This window comes from Paucidesulfovibrio longus DSM 6739, from assembly GCF_000420485.1.
Classification (GTDB): domain Bacteria; phylum Desulfobacterota; class Desulfovibrionia; order Desulfovibrionales; family Desulfovibrionaceae; genus Paucidesulfovibrio; species Paucidesulfovibrio longus.
The window spans coordinates 149,809-174,452 of sequence record NZ_ATVA01000017.1 but is presented as its reverse complement, the minus strand read 5'-3'; the positions used below and the strand labels follow the sequence as shown (position 1 = coordinate 174,452).

Below are 24,644 nucleotides of genomic sequence, written 5' to 3'. Positions count from 1 at the left end.
CTCAGTACTCCTTGCGTGCCGAAAATCCCTTGCCGAGCACCTTGTACCCCGAACCGATGATCAAAAACGCCTTGGGATCGTGCGTGTAGACGATTTCCTCCAGGCGTTTGAGCTGAATGTTGTTGACCATGACCATGATGACCTTTTTGCGCCGTCCGGAGTAGCCGCCCTGCCCGTAGAGGTAGGTGGCGCCGCGGTGCAGCTTTTCCAGCACGTCGTGCATGATCGGTTCGGAATGTTCGGCGATGACCAGGGCCATCTTGCGCTCGCTGAACACGTTCAGGCTGTAGTCCACGACGGTCCCGGTCACGAAGGTCATGGCCAGTGAGTAGAGCATGCGCTCCAGATCGAGAAATCCGAAGCCCGCGCCGAAGATGGTCAGGTCCACGAGAAAGCGGAATTTGCCGATGTTGGCGTTGTAGCGCTTGTTGGCGATGACGGCGAGGATGTCCGTGCCGCCCGTGGAGCCCAGGGAACGCAGGGCCACGCCCGCTCCCAGGCCGATGAACGCGCCGCAGGTGAAGACCGCGAGCCAGGTGTCCTGGATGACGAGGAGCTGCGGCATGAGGTCCATGAACAGGCCCACCGCGATCATGCCGTAGAGGCTGTAGAAGAAGAAGCGCCGGCTGACCATGCACCAGGCCAGGATGAAGATGGGCACGTTCAGCGCCCAGAACCACTGGCCGGGCTGGAGCCCGCCGATGATGTAGTAGACCAGCAGGCCCGCTCCGGCCATGCCGCCGGTGAGAAATCCGTGCGGAATGGCGATGGACTTGATGCCGAAGGCGATCAGCGCCGATCCGATGGTGATCAGCAGCAAATTGTAGGGGATGGAAAAGCCGCGTCCCCGCAGCGGGAATTCGGGATCAACTGTCTTGGTCATACCGCCTCCGCTGGAGGTTGTAGCGTCTTTTGGTAATCCTGAAAAGCCGTCTCCGGAAAACAATGGACAAGGGCGGGCGGGAAGAAAAAAAGACGTCCCGCGCCCTGAGGCGGCGGGACGTCGAAGGGAGCGCCCCCTGGGGCTTACTCCACGGCCTTGCCGAGGTTGATGTGGAAGGCCAGCGCGTAGAAATGGTGAATGAAGTCCACATATTCGAGAGGAATATGGTCCGGGACTTCGATGCGCGAGGGCGCATAGTTGATGATGCCCTTGATGCCCGCCTCCACGAGGTAGTTGGCGGCGCGCTGCGCGCGCTCCGGCGGGGTGGTGATGATCCCGATCTCGAGCTTCTGCTCGTCCACGAGATTTCTGGTCTTGCGCGTGCAGATGACCTCGAGCCCCTCCACGATCTCGCCGATCTTGTAGGGGTCGCAGTCGAAGGCGACCTTGATGTTGAAGCCCTTGCTCTTGAACTCGCCGTGCCGCAGCAGCGCGCGGCCGAGGTTGCCCACGCCCACGATGCAGCAGTTCCAGACGCGGTCCACTCCGAGGGACTGCTTGATGGAGGTGATCAGTTCCGGCACGTAATAGCCGACGCCCCGCACCCCGAACTCGCCGAAGTAGGCGAGGTCTTTTCGGATCTGCGAGGAGTTCACCGAGCAGGCCTGAGCCAGGTTCTCGGAGGAGATGACTTCCGTGCCCTCGGCCTTGAGCCTCTCCAGAACCTGGATGTAGACAGCGAGGCGGCCTATGGTGGCCTTGGGAATGTGTTCGCTTTTCAATGGTTTGCGCCCCATTTCCTCGGCTTTTATTGTGAAATTCGTAACAAGAGTTATTGTAAAAAAGGAGGCCGGAGCCTCCCTTTTTATCAAACCTTGCTACGCCAATTAGCCGATCAGCGGGTTGGCGAACAGAAGGATCAGGTTGACGACCAGGGCGTAAATGGCCAGGGACTCGACGAAGGCCAGGCCCAGGATCAGGGTAACGGTGATCTTGCCGGAAGCCTCGGGGTTGCGGGCGGTGCCTTCGCAGGCGGCCTTCAGGCCCAGGCCCTGACCGATGCCGCAGAGGCCGGCGGCGATGCCCATGCCCAGAGCGGTGGCGTAAGCGACGGAGCTGGCGACAGCGGCGTCGGCGGCGAAAGCCATGGAGGCGGTCAGAACCATAGCCATGGTAGCGAACAGAACTTTGACGAGCTTCATTGTACGTTCTCCTAAATCGTTATTTGTTTGGTCGAAGACCATTTCCCCAAAATCAGCGAGCCGGCCCGGATCAGTGGGCGTGCTCGACGGCGCCCTTCAGGTAGATCATCGTCAGCATGAAGAAGATCAGAGCCTGAATGGACTTGGCCAGGAAGAACAGGAAGTACATGGGCACGGTGGAGGCCACCGGAGCCAGCATGAACAGCAGGATCAGCACGATTTCCTCACCGCGGATGTTGCCGAAGAGTCGCAGAGTGAGCGACAGCGGGCGCGCGAGGTGGGAAATGGTTTCCAGGACGAGCATCAGCGGCGCGAGGAAGCCGACGGGTCCGAGGAAGTGCTTGATGTAGCCGGCCTTCCAGGTCTTGATGCCTATGTAGTTGTAATAGGCGAAGACGAAGACCGCCATGGCCGCGTTGGTGTTGATGTTGGCCGTGGGCGCGTCGCACCCGGGCATCAGTCCGAGGTAGTTCATGGTGGCGATGAACAGGAAGATCGTCGCCAGGATGGGCATGAACTGACGTCCTTTCTCGCCGATGTTGGCGACGACGAAATCTTCCATGCCGCCGATGATGATTTCAAAAAAGTTTTGCAGTCCGCCGGGAACCAAGGTCAGTTTCCTGCGAACCAAGAGCCCGGCGATGAGCAGAATAGCCATCGCCAACCACGTAAACCACACATGCGTCGGGATCGGGTACATGGACGGATCCAACGGGCTGCCCGGATGTGCAGCCGCGTCCGCCCCGAGCGCGATGTTCAGCTCCCTGAAAATTACCAGGGGATGCGGCAAACCACCTGCCATAGTCCTTACGCCTCCTTCGCTTTTTGCATGTAATTGGCGGTCCCCCAAGTAATAGCGTTAACCACCACCGTGGAGAGGCCGACCAACAATCCGGACACAGAGGCATCGAGCCACGCGATGAGCGCGAACAGGGCCAGTCCGGTAAGAGCCATTCTTCCGTAGAAAAGTATCAGCATCAGCGTGACGGCGCCTTTCTGCGCAGACACGACGGATTGCCCGGTGCGGGCCATCCACCAGAAATTGAGCGTCACGAGCAGGCAGCCCGCGGCAAAGGACAGGGCCCATGCGGAGCAGGCCGTCAGGCCGTTGATGACCGTTATGGACAGGAAGGCCAGCACAAGCTGGTTGCGCACCATGGCGCGCACCTGCGGGTGCGTGAACCCGCGCTTGTAGAGAAAGGCTTCCAGTTTACGAATCATCTTCATCCTCGGAGCGCTCCGCGCCCGCGTCGTGTTTCTTGTCGGACCGCTGGATGTGCTGCACCTCGCGGATCACGCTGCGAAAGCCCGCAACGATTCCGAAGAGGAGCATGATCAGCAGCATCCACGGCTTGGTTCCAAGCCACTTGTCCAGAAACCAGCCCATGGCCAGGCCGATGAACGTGGACGAAACCAGGTTCAGGCCGATGGTTCCGGCGGTGGAGAGCTGGTCGATCAGCTCGCGGTGCCTGTCACCCTTGAAAAAGAACATCTTGATCCTTGTTTCCGGGGTCGCACTGAAGCCACCTCATACACCAAACAGGCAACTCGTGCAATCCTTCACAAGTGACCTGCGGCATAGCACAGCCTCGGCGCGGCAGTCAATGTGCAAGCGGGCAAAAAGCGCGGGAACCCTGGAAAAAAAGCATCCCCGCTGCGCTGCGCCGCTCGCCGGAGCAGGCGGGAAAACCACGCCCAAAGTCCGAAAAATGCGCATTGCCCGGCAGGCACATTGCCCCAACTCGGCTTTCGCGGCAAGCAGAGATTGCGGCCTTTCCGATCGCTTGTGAAACCCCGAACGCGCCGCGTCCGCGCGCCAGGGCCGGAGCGTTGCCGCGCAAAGCCCCGCTCCGCTTTACTGCCGGGCCGTTGTGTGCCACATTCCGACCCGGCGCGGGGCCGCCCCGCAGAGCCAGCAGATCCGGAGGAGCACGCATGAAGGACATCATACTCATCCACGTCACCGGCGGAGACAAGCCGGGCGTCACCGCGGGCCTCAGCGAAGTGCTCGCCGCCTATGGCGTGGACATCCTCGACATCGGCCAGGTGGTCATCCACAATTTTCTGACCCTCGGCATTCTCATCCGCATCCCCCCCGAGGCCGATTCCGCGCCCATCGTCAAGGACGTGCTCTTCAAGGCCCACGAGCTGGGCATTTCCCTGCGGCTGCACCCTCTGGACTCCGAAGGCTACGACCAATGGGTCGGCGCGCAGGGCAAGCAGCGGCACATCGTCACGCTCCTGGCCCGGCGCATCACCGCCGTGCACCTGGAGGCCGTGACCAAGGTGCTCGTGGGCAACGGGCTGAACATCGACACCATCCACCGGCTTTCGGGCCGCGTGCCCCTTTCGGGCGAGTCCCCGCGTCAGGCCTGCGTGGAGTTCACCGTGCGCGGCACCCCGGACGACACCTCGGCCATGCGCCAGTCCTTCTTGGATATTTCCGCCGAGATAGGCGTGGACATCGCCTTCCAGGAAGACAACGTCTTCCGCCGCAACCGCAGGCTCGTGGCCTTCGACATGGACTCGACCCTGATCCAGGCCGAGGTCATCGACGAGCTGGCCGCGCGCGCCGGCGTGGGCGCGGAAGTGGCCGCCATCACGGAATCGGCCATGCGCGGCGAACTGGACTTCCAGCAGAGCCTGCGCAAGCGGCTGGCCCTGCTCAAGGGGCTCGACGCCCAGGTGCTCGAGGACGTGGCCGCGGACCTGCCTCTTTCCGAGGGAGCGGAGCGGCTGATCTCCAACCTCAAGCGCGTCGGCTACAAAATCGCCATTCTTTCCGGCGGGTTCACCTTCTTCGGCAACCGCCTGGCCCAGCGCCTCGGCATCGACTACGTCCACGCCAACGAACTGGAAATCCGGGACGGCAAGCTCACGGGCAACGTGGTCGGCGCCATTGTGGACGGCGCGCGCAAGGCCGAGCTGCTCAAGGCCATCGCCGAGAAGGAAGGCATCAGCCTCCAGCAGGTCATCGCCGTGGGCGACGGGGCCAACGACCTGCCCATGCTCGGACTCGCGGGCCTGGGCGTCGCCTTCCACGCCAAGCCCAAGGTCAAGAAGGGCGCGGGCCACGCCATCTCCACCATGGGACTCGACTCCATCCTCTATCTTATAGGCTTCCGCGACCGCGAATCGCTTCCCGGCGACTGAGGCCCGGCAATTCCGCATCGACCGCCGGGCCGATGTCCGGAGTGCAAATTTGCGCTCCGGTGCGCAGCCCGCGTTCGGAAGCCCCGGCGCAGGAACCGGTCTGATTCGTTCAGGCTTCGCCGAAGGGCGCGCCGCTGCGGCTTCCGGAGAATTATCGCCGCGACGGATACTCCTGGCACGCGCGTTGCTACACCGAAAGCGGATTCTCCGAAGGCGGGGCTTGCTTTCGGAACGCATCGTTCATATAGTTCATAGAGAAGTAAAGCTCCGCAGCGGGGCATGAAGGAGGCATCGCCATGATGAAGAAGATGGTATTGATCGTCACCATGCTCGTTTTTCTGGCCGGTTGCGCCAGCAAGGCCCAGCAGGGGGCGTCCACAGGCGCGCTGCTCGGCGCAACGGTCGGCGCGCTCACGGCTGGAAACAAGGTCCAGGGCGCGGCCATCGGCGCGGGCCTGGGACTGCTGCTCGGATACGTCATCGGCAACGAATGGGACAAGTACGACAGCCAGCGCATGAGCAACACCCTGGAAACCGTGCCTTCCGGGAGCACCAGCACCTGGCGCAACCCGGACACCGGGGCCTATTACGAAGCCACGCCCAAGCCCGCCTACTACGAGGACAACCGCGTCTATCGCGACGTGGAGCTGAAGGCGGTCGTGGACGGCAAGGACGAAACCGTGCACGCCAAGGCCTACCGCAACCCGGACGGCTCCTGGACCCTGGTTCAGTAGCGGTCGGCGGCCCGAATGAAAACAGGCCCCCGCGCGCAGGTGCGGGGGCCTGTTTTCATTCCGCAAGCCCCACGTCTCGCTCCATTATTCTTCTTCCAGCCGGAAAGGGGCCAATAAAAGGGTTTTCCTTCCGCAAACCGGGACATATACTCGCAGCATGAAAACATTGATCACACCCCGCATGGAGCGGTGCATCGGCTGCCATTCCTGTTCCCTGGCCTGCGCCCGGCTCGTGCACGGACGCATCTCCTGGGACACGGCGGGCATCCGCATCAAAAGCTCCGGCGGTCTTTCCACGGGATTCGAGGCCCGCGTCTGCGTGGCCTGCGATCCCGCCTACTGCGCCCAGGCCTGCCCCACAGGGGCCATGACCCAGCGCCGGGGCGGCGGCGTCATCGTCAAGAAGAAGCTCTGCATCCGCTGCGGCGAATGCGCGCGGGCCTGCCCCGTGGACGCCATCCATCTGGACCGTTCGAGCGAGCCCTTCGTCTGCATCCACTGCGGCCGTTGCGTGTCTTTCTGCCCGCACGACTGCCTGGAGCTGGCGGACGACGCCCCCGCGAAACCGGAATCCGGCAAGGAGGCGTCCGCATGAGCGCAAGCATGAACGTTTCCCTGGTGCGCGACCATTTCCGCGTGCTCGTGGCCGACCTGGGCACGGGCCGCTCCAGCGTGGAGGAAATGGACGGACGCGACGCCGTGGCGGGCGGCAGCGGCCTGGCCGCGCTGCTCTTCGGGCGCTACGGCCTGCCGGACCAGCCCTGGGACCATCCCGACCAGCCCCTGATCCTGGCCGTGGGGCCGCTCACGGGCCTTTTTCCGCTGATGAGCAAGACCGTGGCGGCGTTCAAGTCGCCGTATCATGACCAATACACCGAGAGCCACGCGGGCGGTCGGTCCGCCCTGTGCCTGGCCTATGCCGGGTACGACGCCCTGGTGGTCCGGGGCCGCGCCGCGCACCTGAGCTGCCTCTGCGTGGGCTCGCAGCGGGTCGAGATGCGCGACGTGCGCTGGATGGCGGGCTGGGATGCGTTCAAGTCGGGCAAGTCCCTGCGCAAGATGTTCCCCGGCTCCGGCCATCGCAGCATCCTGCGCGTCGGCCCGGCCGGGGAAAACGGCTCGGCCATGGCCTGCATCAACGTGGACACCTACCGCCATTTCGGCCGCATGGGCGGCGGCGGAGTCATGGGGAGCAAGAATCTCAAGGCCGTGGTGCTGCTCGGCGACGGCGTCTACGACGCGCCCGGCGGCAAGGAGTATGCGAAGCTTTTCCAGCAGGTCCATACCCGCCTGACCGACACGGACATGATGCGCAAGTATCACGACCTGGGCACCGCCGGAAACGTGGCCGCGCTCAACGAGCTGAAGAGCCTGCCCTGGCGCAACCTCCAGCAGACCACGGATCCGGACGTGGGGGGCATCAGCGGCGAGAGCTTCGCCGAGAAGAATCTCCTGAGGAACATGGCCTGCGCCGGCTGCCCCGTGGGCTGCATCCACATCGGCTACGTGCGGGAGAAGTTCCAGGAGGACCACCGCTTCTTCTATCGCCAGGTATCCTACGACTACGAGCTGATCTTCGCGCTGGGGTCCATGCTCGGCGTGACCGAGGCCGCACCGTCCCTGATGATCATGGACCGGGTCGAGAAGACGGGCCTGGACGCCATGAGCGCGGGCGTCGCCCTGGCCTGGGCGGCGGAGGCCCTGGAAAAGGGCGTCGTCACCGAGGAGCAGACCCTGCTGCCGCTGAAGTTCGGCGACGCCGTGAACTTCGAGGAGGCCCTGGACCTGCTCGCCGGACGGGTCAACGAATTCTGGTCCGCGCTGGCCATGGGCGTGCCCGTGGCCGCGGCGAAATTCGGCGGCGGGGATTTCGCCTGCGTGCTCGGCCAGGAAATGGCGGGCTATGCCACGGGCGAGGTCTTCTTCACCTCCCAGAGCATGGGCTTTCGCCACTCGCACCTGGACGCGGGCGGCTACGCCTGGGACCAGCAGCACCAGGACCAGGATCTGGAAGCGGCCCTGGATTTCCTCGTGGAGGACGAGCGCAAGCGGACCCTGCTCTGCTGCATGGTTTCGTGCCTGTTCGCGCGCGGCATCTACAAGGATGAGCTGGTTTCGGAATGCCTCTCAAGCGTGGGGCAGAGCGCTCTCGCCGGAAAGCTGGACGAGGTGGGCCACGCCGTGCAGGAACTGCGCTGGGCCACGCGCTTCACGACAGGATACGACCCGGCGGCGGTGTCGATCCCGAAGCGGTTCAAGGAGGTCGTGACCTGGAAGGGGCCGCTGGACGAGGATTACCTGAATCGTCTGCGCGCCTCCTATGCGGAGCGCATCCGGGACATGGCCGCCAAGGGGAGCGCCCGCCTGCCCGGAGGCAAGGAAAGTTGAGCCCTGGGCAATTTTTCCCGAAAAAATTCCTTGCAAAGCGCGGAGCGGTTCGGTAGAAACCATTTCCCAACGCGGCGCCGAGGTAGCTCAGTTGGTAGAGCAGGGGACTGAAAATCCCCGTGTCGGCAGTTCAATTCTGTCCCTCGGCACCATCAGAAAAAATGGCTTCACGTGAACACGTGGAGCCTTTTTCTTTGTGTGATTCCAACCACTTCACAGAATTACACACCTTTCAAGGAACCCATCGTTTCCCTGTCCGAACTGGTACAATCTTGGTGCCGAAAGGAGCCGGGACACAGATGCCCAGAAGCTACGGTCACCCCCCCATGTCGCGAGGTCCAGCATGGACAATGGCAGGGTGTCGCGCCAAAATCTGGGAAGGCCATTATAAGAAAAACCTTTTATCGCCAGCCCTCTGAATACTCAAAAGCCGCGACAGAATGCTTACCTCATCTTCGCGATTTCCCGCATCCGCTCCTCAATGATGGGCATCCGCTGCTGGCTTGCGGCATCGCCCGGGAGATGGCCCGGAAGCGCGTCGAGGAAATCGTCGTTCGCCAAGAGGTGGCCCATGCTTTGTGCGAGATAGTCGCGGACCTCGTTGTCGGCGGCTTCCACGTCAGCGACAATCTCCAGTCTGCCGTCGATCAGGGCGATGAGATCCTCCATGTCGTGGCTTGCCATGAAATCGCCCTCACCGCGCCCACGGAATGCTTCCAGCTTGGTGGCGAGGAAATACGGCGAGCTGACCACACGAAGCGGGATGCCGTCCAGTTCCATCGCCAGCGCATGGCGCGCGGCATCCCCGTACCAACGATTGGCGAAGCCGAGTATGGCCGGGTCCGTGGGCATGACATCCAGCACGATGGGACCATGATGCCAGCGGCACACCACGTCCATGTCGTTCTGGAAACCCCGCTCCCGCAGGGCGTCTTCAAGGCGGTAGTACTCGAACCGGGTAGCGACTTCCACGATCACATCCACATCCAGTGTCGGACGCAGGTTGGGGATGGCCGGGTCCGTGATAAGCAGACCCGTTGCCGCACCGCCCACGAAGACGAATTGCTCGGCAAGGTCGCCGAGAAGTCGTGCGGTCTCCACGATCCGATCAACGCACTGGTAGCGGGCTCTAGCCATTGTCGCCCCGCAGCATCGCGGTCAGCATTTCCCCGGCAAGCTTTTGCTCGCGCGCCCTGCCGATGCGGATTGCGTCGAGCAGAGCCAAGGCCCGGTAGAGGCCATTATCTGCCTGCACGATCTTGGAAACCGACTTGAACAGCGGCGAAAGACTCATGCCGCGCACTTCCCCTTCCGCATGAGGCCATACGTACAGGTCATCACCAGACTGCACGAACTGGCCCTGCAATACCGGGGCACCCTGCGCGGTGGGAACGCCTCTGGTGACGGAACCGATGTCCGGGGGAAAGGCGTACTTGACGCCATGCACCAGAAACTCCTCAAGGGCACCGCGTCGAGGACGTTTTCGCACCGAATCAAAGAGGCGGGCCTGCGTGGAACGCTTCACCGCGCTATGAGCCATGGAGGAGCTCATGCCGAGATCGTGGGCCACGCCTTCGTAGGTCCACGACTCCGATCCCGGCAACGCCAGCTTGATCATGACGAGTACGTCTTGAGGGAGTAGATTCATGCTCATTCCATATTCTAGATTCTAGAACATGGCAAGACCTTCCTAGCCAAAGCCGCGCCGGGCTTGCCCAGAGGTTGGTCAAACTTGTACACTGAGGTTGTACAATCTTCGAGGAAGCCACCGGAAGCACACACGTTCAAGCGTGTAATCTCGGTGAGTTACGTGAAGCTCACCACCTATTCTGTCCCTCGGCACCACTGATAAAACAAGCCCTTACGAAGGTAACTTCGTGAGGGCTTTTTCGTGCGCCCTCCCCCCACCCTGTTCCCGCTTGCCGCGAAAGGGGCGTGGTGCTAGCTTCGGCTGCCCTGCGTTTCCGGCCTTTGGCGCGGCGCGGGGCAGGCTTCTCGGCGGTGGCGGCTTCCCGGCCCGGCAACCCGTTTCCATGGAGCGCGTCGGAAATCCATGCTCTTCAACTCGCTCGGCTTCGCGGCGTTTTTTCTGCTCACCGCCTGGCTGCACTTCGTGGTTCCCAGGCGCTACGCCTGGGTTCCGCTCCTGGTGGCCAGCTACTATTTCTACATGTCCTGGCGGCCCGTGTTCGGGCTCCTGCTTCTGGCCTCCACCCTGGTCAACTATGTCGCGGCCCTGCGCATGGCCGCGCTGCCGGGCAAGCCCGGACGCGGCAAGTATCTCCTGCTCTGCCTCGTCTTCAACCTGGGTCTGCTTTTCGTCTTCAAGTATTTCAACTTCTTCAGCCGTTCCCTGGCCGACGCCCTGGCTGTCTGGGGTCTTGCCGTGGACCCGCCCCTGCTGGACATGCTCCTGCCCGTGGGCATCAGCTTCTACACCTTCCAGGTGCTCGGCTACGTCATCGACGTGTACGAGGAGCGGATCGAGGCGGAGCGCCATCCCGGAATCTTCGCGCTCTTCGTGGCCTTCTGGCCCCAGCTTCTGGCCGGGCCGATCAACCGGGCCAAGCTGCTGCTGCCCCAGTTCCGGCCGGAGGCGTTCCGCACCCGGCGCTTCGACGCGGCGCTCGCCGTGGACGGGCTGCGGCAGATGCTCTGGGGCCTGTTCAAGAAGGTGGTCATCGCCGACAATCTGGCCCTGCACGTGAACCACGTCTTCAACCATGCGGGGGAGCTGCGCGGGCTGCCCGTGGTGCTGGCGGCGGTGTTCTACACCGTTCAGATCTATTGCGATTTTTCGGGCTACACGGACGTGGCCCTGGGCGCGGCGCGGTTCATGGGCTTTCGGCTGACCGAGAACTTCGACCGGCCCTATTTCGCCCGCTCCGTGCGGGAGTTCTGGCAGCGCTGGCACATCTCCCTGTCCACCTGGTTTCGGGATTACGTCTACATCCCGCTCGGCGGCAGCCGCGTGGCCGCCTGGCGGCGGCATCTGAACATCCTGCTGACCTTCCTGCTCTCCGGCCTCTGGCACGGGGCGGACTGGACCTTCGTGGTCTGGGGCGGGCTGCATGGAGCCGTCCTCGTGCTGGAGAACGCCACGGGCGGCTTCCAGAAGCGGCTTGCGGACCGGCTCTTCCCTTTGCGGGCCGGGCTGAACAACGCGGTGCAGGTGGGCCTGACCATGACCCTGGTCTGCCTGGCCTGGGTCTTTTTCCGGGCCGACTCCCTGGCCCAGGCCCTGACCGTGCTCCGCAGCATGGCCCCCCGGGCGGGCGGCCCGCTTCTGGGCGACGGCCCCGCGATTCTGGGCGGCTGGACTTTGCTCTTCCACGGCGCGCTGGTGCTGCTGCTCGTGGGCGTGGAGCTGGCGGGCCGTCCCGGCGCGGTGCGCGAGCGCGTGGCCCGCTGGCCGCTGACGCTGCGCTGGCTGGCCTACAGCGCCGGAGCCTGGGCCGTGGCGCTGTGCACGGTCTTCGGCGTGCGCCAGGAATTCATCTACTTCCAATTCTGAGCGGGACAACGAAACCATGCGCATCCTGCCGAACCATCCCGCTGCGCGTCTCGTGCTCAAGGGCCTCGTGTTCGCCGGGCTCAATCTGCTCCTGCTGGCCGCGCTGCTCCTGTTCTTTTCCGGACGGCAGCGCGACATCAGGCTGAGCTACGCCGAGAGCGAATCCAACCTTCTGGTCCAGGGCGGCGGCGGCCGATACGACGCGGTGCTGCTGGGAACGTCCAGGGGCCGGGTGCTCTCGCGCGACGGCAACCACGAGCTGCTGGAGCGCGCCGCAGGCGGGCGCATCGCCAACCTGTCCAAGGGCGGCGGGGGCGGGCTCATGCCTGCGGAGCTGCACCTCGCGCATTTCTTCCGGCGCGGCAACACCGCCCGCCATGTGATCTATCTCGTGGATCCCTGGGTGTTCTTCTCGGCGGTGAACAACGAGGAAAACGACTTTTTCCTGCGCGACGAGCCCTTCGAGCTGGACATCCTGGCCAAGCTTCTGGCGGACGGCTACCCCATGAACCGCATCTCCTCGTATCTGCAAATGATCGCGGTGTCGGACTGGCGGGAGATCTCGCGCTACGCCGCTCCCGGCCTTACCGCGGGCACCCTGCCGCGCATCGACCTGGAAAAGATGGAAAAGGCCCGGCAGCACTACCTGGAAAAATACGACCTGGAAAACTTCAAGAAATACGCGAAATACGTGGAGCGCATCAATGCGCTGGCCCGCAGTCACGGCTGCGACGTGACCTGGGTGATGCTGCCCATCCTCATGCCGGACTTTCCGGGCGCGGCGCAGGTGGACGCGCTTCTGGCCGGGGTCGCGGCCCGCGAGCCGGACGTGCGCTACTACAATTTCATCTCGGCCATGCACGACCGCCGCTGGTTCTACGACCACATGCACTTCAACCGCGCGGGCATCGAGCGGTTCGCCGGGGCGGTTCTGCGGCCCCTGGTGCGGGGCGGGGTTCCGGCCCTGGACTAGGGCGCGGGCCGGGGCGCGCCGCTGCGCAGCGCCCGCTGGGCCTGGAAGAGCGAGGGCAGGGCCAGCCCGGCGCGGTTCAGCCCTTCCACGGTCATCCATTGGTCGCGGCGGTCCGCGCGGGAGCCGCCCAGGCTGAGTTCGCCGCCTTCCCGCCGCACCCCGACGTAAAACGCCTGGGGCAGGTGTTCGTGCATGGTCGCGGGCGTGCCGGACGAGGTGCTCGCGTAGGCCCAGGTCTGCACGAAGCTGTCCCCGCCCCAGTCCGGATATCCGCCCAGCTCCGTCGGAGCGGTCACGTTCCAGAAGACGTTGCGCACCCCGCCGTGGGGCATGACGCTCAGGTCGCCGCCCGGAACCACGTTGAATCCGCGCAGGTTCTCGAAGAGATTCTCGTAGGGGAAATAGCCGTGCAGGTCGATGGCCGGACTGGTTCCGCTGACCGGGTCCGTGCCCTGGTAGCGCGTTTCGCAGTCCGTGACCACGTTGCCCGAGGCGGTCATGGTCACGGTCACGGGGTGGACCAAGCGGCCCTGGAACACGGCCCGCGCAAGAAGATTGTCGTTGCTCCAGCCGAAGGTCACGCCCGCGTGGCCGTCGTGTCCCTCGAAGCGGACGTCCTCGACGCTGACGTGGGCCGCGCGGCTGAGGATGACGCCCTGCGTCAGGTCGCGGAAGACCACGTCGCGGACCCAGCAGTTCGCCGCGCCGCTGATCCAGACGCCGTTCCAGAGGTAGTCCTGCTCCCTGGCGCTGCGCACCGCGACGCCGTTTTCCTCGTAGGGCTTGTGGTGGCGATAGCCGCCGGGCCAGGCGCTTTCGATGCGCAAGTGTTCGACGCCCACCTCGCGGACTCCCTCGAAGCTGGATATGCGCGGCGCGTAGCGCAGGAGCAGGTCGAAGCGCAGGGGCTGTCGCAGGCGCACGGTGCGCGCGTCCGGCACGGCCTCCACCAGGGCGATCCAGGAAAGGCGGCGGGCCAGGGGGCCGAAGGTGTCGCTCTGCTCCGGCAGCAGCCGGAAGGGGCGGGTCAGCCGCGCCGGAAGGTCCGGGGCGTCCGGCGCGGGCGGGGCAAGGTTTCCGGCGGCCTCTTCGGAACCGTCGTCGCATTCGACGACCACGAACATGCCCGGCCTCAGGGCCGAGGCGTCCGAAACCGAAAGCTCCCGCGCTCCGCGCTCCGCGTCCCGCGTGACGCGCGCCAGCTCGCGGCCGGACTCGTCGCCCAGCACGGAAACCGCGGCGAAGCGCCGGGCCTCCTCCTGGCCGGGCACGCTGCCGAGCCGCCGCACCTTGCCGGCCGGGCCGGGCGCGCCCAGGCGGAGGATGGTGCCGTCCGCGCCGGAACCCCGACCCCGCAGGACCACGTTGTTCCGCGAGAGGCGGAGGATGGGACCGTCCTGGGCGGAGTGGACCAGCAGTCGGCCGCGCGGCAGAAGCACCACCCCGCCTCCTGCGGCTCCGGCCGCGTCCGCTGCCGCCTGGATCGCAGCGGTGTCGTCCTGGCCGTCGTCCGGCACGGCGCGAAACGGAGCCGCGTCCGCATCGAAGATCGGCCCGGCGGGCTGGGGCAGCGGCGCGTCGCCCTGGGCGTAGCCCGCCTGGGAGAAGTCCGGCAGGCCCTGGCCCGTGGGGCCGTGGAGCAGATATTCCGTCCAGACCTTGGGCGTCCAGGTCGGGGACGTTCGTGAATCGGAGGGCCGGGAGTCGGAAGCGCTTCCCAGGCAGCCGCACAGCACAGCCGTCAGAAGAACCGGCAGGACAGCCGCCATGAGCTTTGCCGTGGCCGGGGCAAGGCGCGCGGGCGTGCGCCGCTGGGGGTGGTGTTTCATGGAAGGTCCGCCGCGTCCTCGCGTGTGTTCCGTGCGAAGCAGGGAGATGAGCCGTCAAGTGCCGCAGGAAAGCAGGAAATCAGAGTTCGCAGCGGATGTCCAGGGGGTGATGAATAGGGGGTGATGAACAGGGGGGATTGCCGGGAGCGGCGGTCCGCGGGGCGTTTCGCGCTTCCGGGAGCGGGCGGGGCGAACGAGGTCCGTCCTGGGCGGGGCGCGCGGCAGACGCGCCCCGTCGTGGGTCCGGTTCTACTGTTTGTTTTGCTTCACGAAAAAGCGCACGGCCAGAATCACGATCACGACCAGCAAACCAACGGGCAATACGTATTCCACGGAAGTTCTCCTGGGTCAGGTGTTGCGAAAGCCGCTCAACCACAGTCCCGAAACGCATTCTATCGGCTCCGCCCCCTTTCCCCTCGCGGCAGAAGCGGGAGGCCGGGGGCGGAACCTTCACGAGCGCGTTGCATTCGTTCGCACTCGCATGATGGAAGGTGTGCACACGCCAACGCCTAGGTGACCCTTTCGGCGAAGGCAATTAGAAAGAATGATTTGCGGGCATGTCCGCGCCTGCCGACACGGGCCTGCGCGGAGCGGCGGCGGTTTCGCTCCGCATCCGCGAGGCGGCCCGCTGCCGTCTTTGCCCGCCCCCGTCTTTGCCCGCCCCCGGCCCTCGTCGATTTTCGAATGATTTCCGAATATAGACCGGCATTTGTCAACTGTTGTTGCACATTTGTTTGTTTTTGGTAGACTCGCCTTCTGGTCGGGCTGTTCCGGCCGGGACAAGACGAGGTGCGAGAGATGGGCGCGGGCGATTGGAAGTGGACGGACAGGGCGCGCGATGCGCGGGCAGGCAGGGGCGGGGTGGAGCTGCTGGGCAGGGCCAAAGCCGCGCCCGCACCCGGCGGCGCGCCCCTCTACGGCGCATCCGTGGCCGCGGGGTTTCCCTCGCCTGCGGACGACTACGTGGAAAGCGCCCTGGACCTCAACGAATACCTCGTGGGCAATCCCGCGGCCACCTTCATGGTCCGCGTCAGCGGGGAGTCCATGCTCGGCGCGGGCATTCACGACGGGGACGTGCTCGTGGTGGACCGCTCGCGCGACCCCGCGCCGGGCCGCATCGTGGTGGCCGTGCTCGACGGCGAGCTGACCGTGAAGCGGCTCCGCTTCCGCGAAGGCAGCTGGGTGCTGGCGCCGGAAAACCCGGCCTTCGAACCCATCGTGGTCGGTTCCGCCCAGGAGCTGCACGTCTGGGGCGTGGTCACGGGCGTGGTCCGGAGATACTGATGTGCCCGCGCCTGTACGCCATGGTGGACTGCAACAATTTCTACGTCTCCTGCGAGCGGGTCTTCGAGCCCGCGCTGGAGGGGCGGCCCGTGGTGGTCCTCTCCAACAACGACGGCTGCGTGGTCGCCCGGTCCAACGAGGCCAAGGCCCTGGGCATCGGCATGGGCGAGCCGGCCTTCAAGCGCGAGCGCTTCTTCCGGGCCAACGGCGTTCGCGTTTTCTCGTCCAACTACGCGCTCTACGGCGACATGTCCGCGCGGGTGCACCGCGTCCTGAACCGATTTTCCCCGGAAATCGAGCACTATTCCATCGACGAATCCTTTTTGCGCGTGCAGGGCGATTTCGCCCGGCTGCTGGAGTTGTCCCGGTCGATCCGCGAAACCGTGCGGCGCTGGACCGGGATTCCTGTCTGCGTGGGGCTGGCCCGGACCAAGACCCTGGCCAAGGCGGCCAACCGGGTGGCCAAGAAGTCGCCGGAGTGTGAAGGCGTGCGGCTGCTGCATGACGAGGCCGACGTGGACGCGGTCCTGGCCGGGGTGGAGGCCGTGGACGTCTGGGGCGTCGGCCGCCGCTCCGCGCGCAAGCTCGCGGCCCTGGGCGTGCGCACCGCCCTGGACCTCAAGGGCATGGACGAGGGCCGGGCCCGCCGCCTGCTCACGGTCTGCGGGCTGCATACCGTGCTGGAACTGCGCGGCATCCCCTGCATTCCCCTGGAGCAAGGCCCGCCCCCGGCCAGGAGCATCACCTGCTCGCGTTCCTTCGGGGTGCGCATTTCCCGGCTGGAAAGCCTGGAGGAGGCCCTCGCCGCCTACGTGCAGAGCGCCGGAGAAAAGCTCCGGCGGCGCGGTCTGCTGGCCCGCGCCGTGCAGGTCTTCGTGGAGACCAACCGCTTCGCCTCGGACCCGCAATACGAGGCCGCCTCCTGCCTGCCCCTGGAAACGCCCACGGCCTACACGCCGCTGCTCCTGGCCACGGCCCTGAAGATCCTGCGCAAGCTTTACCGCAAGGGCTACAAGTACCAGAAGGCCGGAGTGCTCCTGCTCGACCTCGTGCCGGAAAAGGGACGCCAGTGCTCCCTGCTGGAGCCGGACGCCGGAGAGCTGGAGCGGCGGCGGGCATTGATGCGCGCGGTGGACGCGGTCAATTCCCGCTACAGCCGCGACGCGCTGCGCCTGGCCGCCTCCGGGGTCGGGAGCCGGGAATGGCACATGCGCCAGGAAAAGCTCTCCCGGCGATACACCACGCACTGGCAGGAGCTGCCTCTGGTGCGCTGAGGCGCGGCCGGAAGTCCCGGACAATGCTTTCCCCTCCGTGATTTTCCCCAGCCGGATTCTTGTGTTAGGCTCCCGGCAGCAAACACAAGGAGGTTTTTCTCGTGGTTTTTCATCTCCGGAAGGACCGCCGGGGAACGGCGCTGATCGCCGGAACCCTGGGCAACGTCATGGAATGGTACGACTTCGCGCTCTACGGATTCATGGCGTCGGTTCTCTCCCAGCGCTTCTTCCCTTCGCACGACGCGACCGCCTCCCTGCTGGCGACCTACGGCGTGTTCGCGGCCGGGTTCGTGATGCGCCCTTTGGGCTCGGCCCTGTTCGGCTGGATAGGCGACACCGCCGGCCGCAGCCGGGCCATGCTGCTCTCCGTGATCCTGATGACCGTGCCCACCGTGGGGCTCGGCCTGCTGCCGACCTACGAGAGCATCGGCCGCTGGGCCGCCGTGCTCCTGGTGGCCATCCGGCTGATCCAGGGCCTGTCCGTGGGCGGCGAGTTTTCCAGCTCCACGACCTATCTCGTGGAGACCGCGCCCCAGGGGCGGCGGGGCCTTTCCGGCAGCTTCGCCAACGTGGGCAGCGTGGCCGGGATGCTGCTCGGATCGGGCATGGCCGCCCTGACCTCGGCCTTGTTCAGCCAGGATCAGGTCGCGGCCTGGGCCTGGCGGCTGCCGTTTCTTTTCGCGGCCCTGCTGGGCGCGCTGTCCATCGGCATGCGCACGCGCCTGCCTGCGTCCGAACATTTCACCCGCCACGCCGAGGGCCGGGGCGAGGAATCGCCCATCCGCGAGGCGGTCACGGTCAATCTCAAGCAGACCGTGCAGGGCACGCTCTTCGCCTCGGCCTACGGCGCGGTCTTCTATCTCTCCCTGGTCTACGTGCCCACCTGGCTCAAGGAATACGGCGGGGTGCCTCTGGAAACCGCCCAGCATTGGAACACCGCGGCCTCGGCCGTGGTCCTGCTGGTGGTGCCGCTGGCGGGCCTGCTTTCGGACCGGCTGCTGCGCCGCCGGACGCTGCTGATGTGCGTTTTCGGCGCGGCCCTGCTCGCGGCCTGGCCCCTGCACCGCTGGATGCTCGCCGGGGGCGCGTCCGTGGCCGTGGCCCAGCTCCTGCTCGGCCTGCTCATGGGCGTTCCCTGCGGCGTGGCCCCGGCCCTGTTCGTGGAGCTTTTCCCCACGCGCGACCGCCTTTCGGGCTATTCCATCTCCTTCAACCTCGGCATGGGCGTGGTGGGCGGCTCCACCCCCATGCTGGCCACCTGGCTGGCGCGGGTCACGGCCAATCCCCTGGCCCCGGCCCTGCTCATGGCGGGCTGGAGCCTGGTGGCGGTGGGCGTGCTTTTCTGGATGCGCGACCGCAGCCGTGAGCCGCTGTCCTAGCCGGGGTCGCTCGGCCCGGCGGGCATTGGCCCGGCGCGGAAGCCCCGCTCCCCGTCCCTGGGGGGCGGGGCCTGTTCATTTCTGGCGGGCGTTCTTTTCCCGCGCAGGAGCCGGGCAAGAATCCGACCATTCACCCTTGCTCTGCGTTTTCGCGCAGACGTGCGCGCTGCTTCCGCGCAAAGGGATTCGCAGCTTCTTGTGGCCAAATTCCGGCATGTTGCTCCGTTCCCCTGAAGCGCCGCCGCCTTGCGGGAAGAGACGGGGTTGACAAGGGGTAAATGGTAGGGCATTTAATGGTCGGACCATTGAGGCGGACGCTGCCGCGTGCGCTCGAAATAAGTGCCGCGACTTTTGTGATCGCCACAGAATTTAAGAATATTTTCTATTCGCCGCTGCTCCGCGCTCCGGAACATCCTGCCGGAACCAGCGCGGAATGGTCAGACCTTGAGAGGGGAACATGAACGAAAGCAAAACCGACCTGCTGTTTCTGCCTGCCCGGTCCGGCCGCGCCAGCGAGGACGTGGCCCTGCAGATCGAGGCCGCCATCGTGGGCGGCAGGATCGCTCCCGGAGCGAGCCTGCCCAGCGAGCGCGTGCTCCAGGAGCAGTTCGGCACCGGGCGCGGCGTCATCCGCGAAGCCATCAGCGCCCTGCGCCAGAAGGGCCTGCTCGAGGTGCGCAAGGGCGCCAAGGGCGGAGCCTACGTCAAGCAGATGGAGGTTTCCAACGTCAGCGAGTCCCTGGCCCTGTTCCTGCGCCAGAACCATGTCGGCACCCAGGATCTGATTGAGTTCCGCGAGAGCGTGGACAGGACCATCACCATGCTGGCCCTGACGCGCGCCCCGCAGGAAGCCAAGGACGCGCTGGTGGCCGGGGCCGAGGCGCTCGAGCGGGAGGTGAAGTGCGAAAATCCCGACTTCGCCAGGGTCGGGGAAATGGACCGCGAGCTGAACATCATGCTCGCCACCATGGCGGGCAACCCCATCTTCGAATGGATCATGCGCGCGGTGCAGCTCGGCTTCAGCTCCCACGACTACGCCCTCTACGAGGACGCGGGCTATGCGGAAAAGACCGTGGCCAACTGGACCGAGACGGCCAGGGCCATTGCCGCGGCCGACCCTCTCCGGGCCTTGAACAGCATAGGATTTCACTACGCGCTGCTGCGCCGCCGCGTGCAGGAGCGCGAGGGCGAACGCCCCGCCGGGAAAGCGTTCCTGGGGGCGAAGAACGCCGAATGAGCAAGGAACAGACGGCCCCGGCGCGCGCGTCCGGGCCGCAACGGGAAATGATAACAACGAACCAGGAGAACCATGCGCAACAAGCAATATGACTTCATCATCGTGGGCGGCGGCTCTGCCGGAAGCGTGCTGGCCAATCGGCTCAGCGCCAACCCCAAGCACGAGGTGCTCGTGCTCGAGGCCGGACGGACGGACCATCGCCTGGATTTCCGCATCCATATGCCCGCCGCCCTGACCTATCCCCTTGCGGGACGCTTCTACAACTGGTGGTACGAGTCCGAGCCCGAACCCTACATGCACAACCGCCGCATCTACCAGCCGCGCGGCAAGGTGCTCGGCGGCTCCAGCTGCATCAACGGCATGATCTACATTCGCGGCAACGCCATGGACTACGAGAAGTGGGCGAAGAACGAGGGCCTGGAGAACTGGGACTACGCCCGCTGCCTGCCCTATTTCAAGCGCTTCGAGTACCGTCTGTCCGGGTCCGACGAGTATCAGGGCCTGGGCGGTCCGCTCTACCTGACCACGCCCGAATGCGAAAACCCGCTCTTCGAGGCCTTTTTCCAGGCCGTGCAGCAGGCCGGGTATCCCTTGACCAAGGACGTCAACGGCCGCCAGCAGGAAGGATTCGGACGCTTCGACCGCACCACCTACCGGGGCCGGCGCTGGAACGCGGCCCGCGCCTACGTGCATCCCGTCAAGAACCGCTCCAACCTGACCGTGCGCTGCAAGGCCCAGGCGACCAGGATTCTCTTTTCCGGCAAGCGCGCCGTGGGCGTGGAGTTCCGCCGGGGCGGCAAGGTCGAGAAGGTCTACGGCAACGAGATCATCTGCTGCGGCGGCGCCATCAACTCGCCCCAGCTCTTGCAGCTTTCCGGCCTGGGCAACGCGGACGAGCTGCGCGCCCTGGGCCTGGACGTGGTCCACGACCTGCCCGGCGTGGGCGAGAATCTCCAGGACCACCTGGAGCTGTACGTCCAGTATGCCTGCAAGAAGCCCGTGAGCATGTTCCCGGCCCTGAAGTGGTGGAACCAGCCCAAGATCGGCTTCGACTGGCTCTTCCGCCGCAAGGGCGCGGCCGCCACCAACCATTTCGAGGCGGGCGGCTTCATCCGGGGCAACGACCGGGTCAAGTATCCCAACATCCAGTACCACTTCCTGCCCATCGCCATCCGCTACGACGGCTCCGCGCCCAACGAGGGCCACGGCTACCAGGTCCACGTCGGCCCCATGAACACGGACGTGCGCGGCCACGTGAAGCTCAAGAGCGCGGACCCGCTGGAATATCCGTCCATCCTCTTCAACTACCTTTCCACGGAGCAGGAGCGCCGCGAGTGGGTCGAGGCCATCCGCAAGACGCGGGAGATCATGACTCAGCCCGCCTTCGACGAGTTCCGGGGAGCGGAGCTGGCTCCGGGCGAGCGCGTCCAGACCGATGAGGAGATCCTGGACTTCGTGGCCCGCGAGGGCGAGAGCGCCTACCATCCGAGCTGCACGTGCAGGATGGGCTACGACGACATGTCCGTGGTGGACGCCGAGCTGCGCGTGCACGGCGTGGAAAACCTGCGCGTGGTGGACGCCTCGATCATGCCCTCGATCACCAACGGCAACATCTACGCCCCGGTGATGATGATCGCGGAGAAGGCCGCGGACCTCATCCTGGGCAACACGCCCTGCGCCCCGGAGGAGTATGGGTATTACCGCCACGAATCCGCAAAGGAGAACGCATGAGCGAGAAGAGCGTGATGGAGCGCAGGATGTATCTGGACGGGAAGTGGGTCGAGGCCGCTTCCGGCGAAACCACCGAAGTGCGCAACCCCTTTGACGGCTCCGTGATCGCGCGGGTGCCCCACGGCGACAGGGAAGACGCCCGCGCCGCCGTGGCCGCCGCCCGCCGGGCCTTCGACCACGGCGACTGGCCGGGTCTGCCCGCGGTGCAGCGGGCCGCCGTGGTCCGCCGCATCGGCGACCTGGTGGAGCGCGACCGCGAGGAGCTGGCCCGGCTGGAAACCCTGGACACGGGCAAGACCCTGGAGGAAAGCCGCTGGGACATGGACGACGTGGCGGGCATTTTCCGCTACTTCGCCGGATTGGCGGACAAGGACGGCGGCGAGGTCATCGAGTCGCCGAATCCGGATTCGACCAGCCTGGTGGTGCGCGAGCCCGTGGGCGTCTGCGGGCAGATTTCGCCCTGGAACTATCCGCTGCTCCAGGCTTCCTGGAAGCTGGCTCCGGCCCTGGCCGCGGGCTGCACCCTGGTCATGAAGCCCAGCGAGATCACCCCGCTGACCACCATCAAGATCACCGAGCTGTGCGAGGAGGCCGGGGTGCCCGCCGGAGTGGTCAACACCGTGCTCGGACCCGGCTCCCGCGCGGGCGCGGAACTCTCCGAAAGCCCGGACGTGGACCTGATCTCCTTCACGGGCGGCATCGACACGGGCAAGCGCATCATCCGGGCCGCCAGCGGCAACGTCAAGAAGATGGCCCTGGAGCTGGGCGGCAAGAACCCGAACATCGTCTTCGACGACGCGGACTTCGACCTGGCCCTGGACCACGCCCTGAACGCCGTGTTTTTCCACGCCGGGCAGATCTGCTCTGCCGGCGCGCGGCTGCTGGTCCAGGACGGCATCCATGATCGTTTCGTGGACGCCCTGGAAGCCCGCATCCGCAAGATCCGGCTGGGCAGCGGCTTCGACCCCAAGACCCAGATGGGCCCGGTGATTTCGCCGGAACACCTGGCCAAGGTCGAGGAATACGTGGCCATCGCCGCGGCCGAGGGCGCGCGCCTGCGCTGCGGCGGAGCGCGCCCGGACGACCCCGCGCTGCAAGAGGGCTGGTTCTACCTGCCGACCCTGTTCGACAACTGCGAAAACGACATGCGCATCGTGCAGGAGGAGGTCTTCGGCCCGGTCATCAGCGTGGAGCGCTTCCACTCCGAGGAGGAGGTCGTGGAGCGGGCCAACGCCACGGTCTACGGCCTGTCCGCCGGGTTCTGGACCCGCGACCCGGACCGCATCCGGCGCGTCTCGCGCGCGCTGCGCTTCGGCACGGTCTGGGTCAACGACTTCAATGTCTATTTCGTGCAGGCTCCCTGGGGCGGCTACAAGCAGTCCGGCCTGGGCCGCGAGCTGGGCCGCATCGGACTCGAAGAGTACACCGAGGTCAAGCACGTCTATCAGAATCACGCCAACAAGCCCCTGAACTGGTTCGGGGCGTAAGGGCAGGGGAGGGCCGTCGCGGTCCTCCCATTTGCGTTCCGGTCCCGGAGCGGGCGGGATGGTCCCGGGCTTCGGTCGGAGGAACAGCAACCGAGGAGATTTTATGTATTGCGTCCAGAAAATGAAACGATTGATCGTGGTGGCCGCCTTCGCCGCCACGCTGCTCCTGAGCGGCACGGCCCTGGCCGGGAAGTCCGTGCGCTTCGTGAACGTGGGCTGGACCGGGGTCACGGTCAAGACCGAGCTGGGGGTGAACATCCTCAGGAGCCTGGGCTACGACGCGGAAAACCTGCTGGTGTCCGTGCCCATCGCCTACAAGGCCATGTCCATGAACGAGGCGGACGTGTTCCTGGGCAACTGGATGCCCTCCATGCAGAGCATCGCGCAGCAGTTCTTCGACGACGGCTCCGTGGTCAACCTGGTGGCGAACATGACCGGCGCGAAATACACGCTGGCCGTGCCCGCCTATGTGCAGGAGGCCGGGCTCAAGGATTTTTCGGACATCGCCAAATACGCCGACAAGCTCGACCACAAGATCTACGGCATTGAAGAGGGCAACGACGGCAACGAGATCATCCAGGCCATGATCGACAAGGACATGTTCGGGCTGGGCGGGTTCGAGCTGGTGCCCTCCAGCGAGGCGGGCATGCTCGCGCAGGTGCAGGACGCGGTGCGCGAGAAGCGCTGGATCGTGTTCCTGGGCTGGGCCCCGCACAGCATGAACGAGCGCATCGACATGCGCTATCTCACGGGCAGCACGGCGGAAACCTTCGGCGGCAACGACGGCACGGCCACGGTCTACACCAACGTGCGCGCCGGCTTTCCGCAGGAGATGCCCAACGTGACGCGGTTCCTGAAGAACTTCACCTTCCCGGTGAGCATGATGAACCAGATCATGACCGAGATGAGCAAGAGCGACAACCTCGGCACGGAAAAGGCGGGCCTGCAATGGGTCAAGCGCCATCCGGAGATCTACCGCCCCTGGTTCGAGGGCGTGACCACCGCGGACGGCAAGCCCGCGCTGCCCGCGTTCGAGAAGCGTCTGGCCGAGGTCGAGTAGCGGCCGGGCCGGACCAGGACGACCGGAACGAGGGAGGCCGCCGCCGGGCGGCTTCCCTTATTTTTTGTCCTTGACCATGTCCTGAAGCTCTCCGGCCTTCTGCTTGAGGGTGTCCACGACCTCTCCGGCCTTCTGTTCGTTGAGCTTGACGGAAAACTCGCCGTCGCCGCTGCGCACGGTGACCACGCCGAAATAGATCGCTGCCGCGGCCAGCAGCAGCGCGAGAATGAGCAGTCGTTTCATCTTTCCCTCCGGATTGACGTTGTCCCGTGCGGTTCCCCCAGGCGACTATCGCAGGTTGCCGGGTCCGGCGCAACGCCCGAAGCCGATGTTCCGTCTCCCCGCTGCGGGAAAAGGGGCCGGGCGTCGCCTGCGGCCCGGTATTTGCTTCCGATTCCCTCTTGGGACGGAGCGGAGGTTTTTTCCTGTCCCTAAAATCATACTTTGTACCGATGGTTGATCCGCATCGGTCCGCGTACATTCTTATAAACGGAAGAACCCGAGGCGTTACCGCCA

The 24,644-nt window shown here is 65.4% G+C and carries 23 protein-coding genes and 1 tRNA gene; 14 read left to right on the top strand and 10 right to left on the bottom strand.

Annotated elements, in window-relative coordinates; translation table 11 throughout:
- Nucleotide 1: 1 nt before the first annotated feature.
- The 6 genes from G452_RS0115210 to G452_RS0115185 form a co-directional block, all read right to left on the bottom strand.
- On the bottom strand, nt 2-883 hold the full coding sequence (locus G452_RS0115210; protein WP_022663118.1) for a YitT family protein: 882 nt from the start codon (nt 881-883) through the stop codon (nt 2-4).
- Nucleotides 884-1,026: 143 nt separating this feature from the next.
- Nucleotides 1,027-1,680 (bottom strand): redox-sensing transcriptional repressor Rex, encoded by a 654-nt coding sequence (locus tag G452_RS0115205; RefSeq protein WP_081650644.1) that lies wholly within the window; start codon nt 1,678-1,680, stop codon nt 1,027-1,029.
- A gap of 90 nt (nt 1,681-1,770) precedes the next feature.
- Entirely contained in the window at nt 1,771-2,085 is a 315-nt protein-coding gene (atpE, locus tag G452_RS0115200) for an ATP synthase F0 subunit C (RefSeq protein WP_022663116.1), read from the bottom strand.
- A 70-nt stretch (nt 2,086-2,155) separates the two neighbouring features.
- On the bottom strand, nt 2,156-2,887 hold the full coding sequence (gene atpB / locus G452_RS0115195) for a F0F1 ATP synthase subunit A (RefSeq protein ID WP_027189312.1): 732 nt from the start codon (nt 2,885-2,887) through the stop codon (nt 2,156-2,158).
- A 5-nt stretch (nt 2,888-2,892) separates the two neighbouring features.
- Complete coding sequence (locus tag G452_RS0115190) at nt 2,893-3,306, bottom strand: ATP synthase subunit I (RefSeq protein WP_235619628.1); 414 nt, start codon at nt 3,304-3,306, stop codon at nt 2,893-2,895.
- Nucleotides 3,296-3,577, bottom strand: coding sequence for an AtpZ/AtpI family protein (locus G452_RS0115185; RefSeq protein WP_022663113.1), 282 nt, complete (start codon nt 3,575-3,577; stop codon nt 3,296-3,298). Before G452_RS0115185 ends, G452_RS0115190 begins: the two co-directional genes overlap by 11 nt.
- A 443-nt stretch (nt 3,578-4,020) precedes the next feature.
- Between G452_RS0115185 and serB the strand changes: the two genes are divergently transcribed.
- From serB to G452_RS0115160, 5 genes are all read left to right on the top strand, one after another.
- Nucleotides 4,021-5,238: a phosphoserine phosphatase SerB gene (gene serB / locus G452_RS0115180; protein ID WP_022663112.1), complete on the top strand. Its 1,218-nt coding sequence runs from the start codon at nt 4,021-4,023 to the stop codon at nt 5,236-5,238.
- Between the two features lie 296 nt (nt 5,239-5,534).
- Nucleotides 5,535-5,972, top strand: coding sequence for a glycine zipper domain-containing protein (locus G452_RS0115175; RefSeq protein ID WP_022663111.1), 438 nt, complete (start codon nt 5,535-5,537; stop codon nt 5,970-5,972).
- A gap of 157 nt (nt 5,973-6,129) precedes the next feature.
- Nucleotides 6,130-6,567, top strand: coding sequence for a 4Fe-4S dicluster domain-containing protein (locus tag G452_RS0115170; RefSeq protein ID WP_022663110.1), 438 nt, complete (start codon nt 6,130-6,132; stop codon nt 6,565-6,567).
- Nucleotides 6,564-8,360, top strand: a complete 1,797-nt coding sequence (locus tag G452_RS0115165) for an aldehyde ferredoxin oxidoreductase N-terminal domain-containing protein (RefSeq protein ID WP_022663109.1) — start codon at nt 6,564-6,566, stop codon at nt 8,358-8,360. Before G452_RS0115170 ends, G452_RS0115165 begins: the two co-directional genes overlap by 4 nt.
- Nucleotides 8,361-8,436: 76 nt before the next feature.
- Nucleotides 8,437-8,512 (top strand) — tRNA-Phe (locus G452_RS0115160).
- A gap of 292 nt (nt 8,513-8,804) precedes the next feature.
- On the opposite strand, the gene G452_RS0115155 is transcribed toward G452_RS0115160, so the two are convergent.
- Together G452_RS0115155 and G452_RS0115150 are read right to left on the bottom strand one after the other, a co-directional pair.
- Nucleotides 8,805-9,497, bottom strand: coding sequence for a hypothetical protein (locus tag G452_RS0115155; RefSeq protein ID WP_022663108.1), 693 nt, complete (start codon nt 9,495-9,497; stop codon nt 8,805-8,807).
- The gene (locus G452_RS0115150) at nt 9,490-9,978 is read right to left on the bottom strand and encodes a hypothetical protein (RefSeq protein WP_235619627.1); all 489 of its coding nucleotides are present in this window, start codon (nt 9,976-9,978) and stop codon (nt 9,490-9,492) included. Before G452_RS0115150 ends, G452_RS0115155 begins: the two co-directional genes overlap by 8 nt.
- Before the next feature lie 435 nt (nt 9,979-10,413).
- On the opposite strand from G452_RS0115150, the gene G452_RS0115145 reads away from it, so the two are divergent.
- Nucleotides 10,414-11,874 carry an MBOAT family O-acyltransferase gene (locus G452_RS0115145; protein ID WP_022663106.1) on the top strand — a complete coding sequence of 487 codons (1,461 nt, stop codon included), beginning with the start codon at nt 10,414-10,416 and terminating at the stop codon, nt 11,872-11,874.
- Between the two features lie 16 nt (nt 11,875-11,890).
- Nucleotides 11,891-12,847, top strand: a complete 957-nt coding sequence (locus tag G452_RS19845; protein ID WP_022663105.1) for a hypothetical protein — start codon at nt 11,891-11,893, stop codon at nt 12,845-12,847.
- Here G452_RS19845 and G452_RS19840 read toward each other — a convergent pair.
- Nucleotides 12,844-14,676 (bottom strand): right-handed parallel beta-helix repeat-containing protein, encoded by a 1,833-nt coding sequence (locus tag G452_RS19840; RefSeq protein ID WP_022663104.1) that lies wholly within the window; start codon nt 14,674-14,676, stop codon nt 12,844-12,846. The genes G452_RS19845 and G452_RS19840 overlap by 4 nt on opposite strands.
- A 798-nt stretch (nt 14,677-15,474) precedes the next feature.
- Here G452_RS19840 and G452_RS19835 point away from each other — a divergent pair.
- The 7 genes from G452_RS19835 (at nt 15,475) to G452_RS0115090 (ending at nt 24,128) form a co-directional block, all read left to right on the top strand.
- Nucleotides 15,475-15,960 carry a LexA family protein gene (locus G452_RS19835; protein ID WP_081650643.1) on the top strand — a complete coding sequence of 162 codons (486 nt, stop codon included), beginning with the start codon at nt 15,475-15,477 and terminating at the stop codon, nt 15,958-15,960.
- Nucleotides 15,960-17,234 (top strand): Y-family DNA polymerase, encoded by a 1,275-nt coding sequence (locus G452_RS0115120; protein WP_022663102.1) that lies wholly within the window; start codon nt 15,960-15,962, stop codon nt 17,232-17,234. Before G452_RS19835 ends, G452_RS0115120 begins: the two co-directional genes overlap by 1 nt.
- Before the next feature lie 101 nt (nt 17,235-17,335).
- Nucleotides 17,336-18,613, top strand: coding sequence for an MFS transporter (locus G452_RS0115115; RefSeq protein ID WP_022663101.1), 1,278 nt, complete (start codon nt 17,336-17,338; stop codon nt 18,611-18,613).
- 457 nt (nt 18,614-19,070) lie between these two features.
- Nucleotides 19,071-19,850 carry a FadR/GntR family transcriptional regulator gene (locus G452_RS0115110; protein ID WP_022663100.1) on the top strand — a complete coding sequence of 260 codons (780 nt, stop codon included), beginning with the start codon at nt 19,071-19,073 and terminating at the stop codon, nt 19,848-19,850.
- A gap of 72 nt (nt 19,851-19,922) precedes the next feature.
- Entirely contained in the window at nt 19,923-21,581 is a 1,659-nt protein-coding gene (gene betA, locus G452_RS0115105; protein ID WP_022663099.1) for a choline dehydrogenase, read from the top strand.
- Entirely contained in the window at nt 21,578-23,068 is a 1,491-nt protein-coding gene (gene betB / locus G452_RS0115100) for a betaine-aldehyde dehydrogenase (RefSeq protein WP_022663098.1), read from the top strand. The genes betA and betB overlap by 4 nt, the downstream gene beginning before the upstream one ends.
- Before the next feature lie 103 nt (nt 23,069-23,171).
- Nucleotides 23,172-24,128 carry an ABC transporter substrate-binding protein gene (locus G452_RS0115090; protein ID WP_022663097.1) on the top strand — a complete coding sequence of 319 codons (957 nt, stop codon included), beginning with the start codon at nt 23,172-23,174 and terminating at the stop codon, nt 24,126-24,128.
- Nucleotides 24,129-24,185: 57 nt separating this feature from the next.
- On the opposite strand, the gene G452_RS0115085 is transcribed toward G452_RS0115090, so the two are convergent.
- Nucleotides 24,186-24,371 carry a hypothetical protein gene (locus tag G452_RS0115085; RefSeq protein WP_022663096.1) on the bottom strand — a complete coding sequence of 62 codons (186 nt, stop codon included), beginning with the start codon at nt 24,369-24,371 and terminating at the stop codon, nt 24,186-24,188.
- Nucleotides 24,372-24,644: the final 273 nt, after the last annotated feature.

Excerpts from the sequence above, each read along its gene's own strand:
- G452_RS0115185 (WP_022663113.1), bottom strand. The coding sequence starts at position 3,577 with ATGTTCTTTTTCAAGGGTGACAGGCACCGCGAGCTGATCGACCAGCTC.
- G452_RS19845 (WP_022663105.1), top strand. The coding sequence starts at position 11,891 with ATGCGCATCCTGCCGAACCATCCCGCTGCGCGTCTCGTGCTCAAGGGC.
- G452_RS0115170 (WP_022663110.1), top strand. The coding sequence starts at position 6,130 with ATGAAAACATTGATCACACCCCGCATGGAGCGGTGCATCGGCTGCCAT.
- betA (WP_022663099.1), top strand. The coding sequence starts at position 19,923 with ATGCGCAACAAGCAATATGACTTCATCATCGTGGGCGGCGGCTCTGCC.
- G452_RS0115145 (WP_022663106.1), top strand. The coding sequence starts at position 10,414 with ATGCTCTTCAACTCGCTCGGCTTCGCGGCGTTTTTTCTGCTCACCGCC.
- G452_RS0115205 (WP_081650644.1), bottom strand. The coding sequence starts at position 1,680 with ATGGGGCGCAAACCATTGAAAAGCGAACACATTCCCAAGGCCACCATA.
- G452_RS19835 (WP_081650643.1), top strand. The coding sequence starts at position 15,475 with ATGGGCGCGGGCGATTGGAAGTGGACGGACAGGGCGCGCGATGCGCGG.
- G452_RS0115210 (WP_022663118.1), bottom strand. The coding sequence starts at position 883 with ATGACCAAGACAGTTGATCCCGAATTCCCGCTGCGGGGACGCGGCTTT.
- atpB (WP_027189312.1), bottom strand. The coding sequence starts at position 2,887 with ATGGCAGGTGGTTTGCCGCATCCCCTGGTAATTTTCAGGGAGCTGAAC.
- G452_RS0115120 (WP_022663102.1), top strand. The coding sequence starts at position 15,960 with ATGTGCCCGCGCCTGTACGCCATGGTGGACTGCAACAATTTCTACGTC.
- G452_RS0115175 (WP_022663111.1), top strand. The coding sequence starts at position 5,535 with ATGATGAAGAAGATGGTATTGATCGTCACCATGCTCGTTTTTCTGGCC.
- G452_RS0115085 (WP_022663096.1), bottom strand. The coding sequence starts at position 24,371 with ATGAAACGACTGCTCATTCTCGCGCTGCTGCTGGCCGCGGCAGCGATC.
- betB (WP_022663098.1), top strand. The coding sequence starts at position 21,578 with ATGAGCGAGAAGAGCGTGATGGAGCGCAGGATGTATCTGGACGGGAAG.
- G452_RS0115150 (WP_235619627.1), bottom strand. The coding sequence starts at position 9,978 with ATGATCAAGCTGGCGTTGCCGGGATCGGAGTCGTGGACCTACGAAGGC.
- G452_RS0115090 (WP_022663097.1), top strand. The coding sequence starts at position 23,172 with ATGTATTGCGTCCAGAAAATGAAACGATTGATCGTGGTGGCCGCCTTC.
- serB (WP_022663112.1), top strand. The coding sequence starts at position 4,021 with ATGAAGGACATCATACTCATCCACGTCACCGGCGGAGACAAGCCGGGC.
- G452_RS0115190 (WP_235619628.1), bottom strand. The coding sequence starts at position 3,306 with ATGATTCGTAAACTGGAAGCCTTTCTCTACAAGCGCGGGTTCACGCAC.
- G452_RS19840 (WP_022663104.1), bottom strand. The coding sequence starts at position 14,676 with ATGAAACACCACCCCCAGCGGCGCACGCCCGCGCGCCTTGCCCCGGCC.
- G452_RS0115155 (WP_022663108.1), bottom strand. The coding sequence starts at position 9,497 with ATGGCTAGAGCCCGCTACCAGTGCGTTGATCGGATCGTGGAGACCGCA.
- atpE (WP_022663116.1), bottom strand. The coding sequence starts at position 2,085 with ATGAAGCTCGTCAAAGTTCTGTTCGCTACCATGGCTATGGTTCTGACC.
- G452_RS0115110 (WP_022663100.1), top strand. The coding sequence starts at position 19,071 with ATGAACGAAAGCAAAACCGACCTGCTGTTTCTGCCTGCCCGGTCCGGC.
- G452_RS0115165 (WP_022663109.1), top strand. The coding sequence starts at position 6,564 with ATGAGCGCAAGCATGAACGTTTCCCTGGTGCGCGACCATTTCCGCGTG.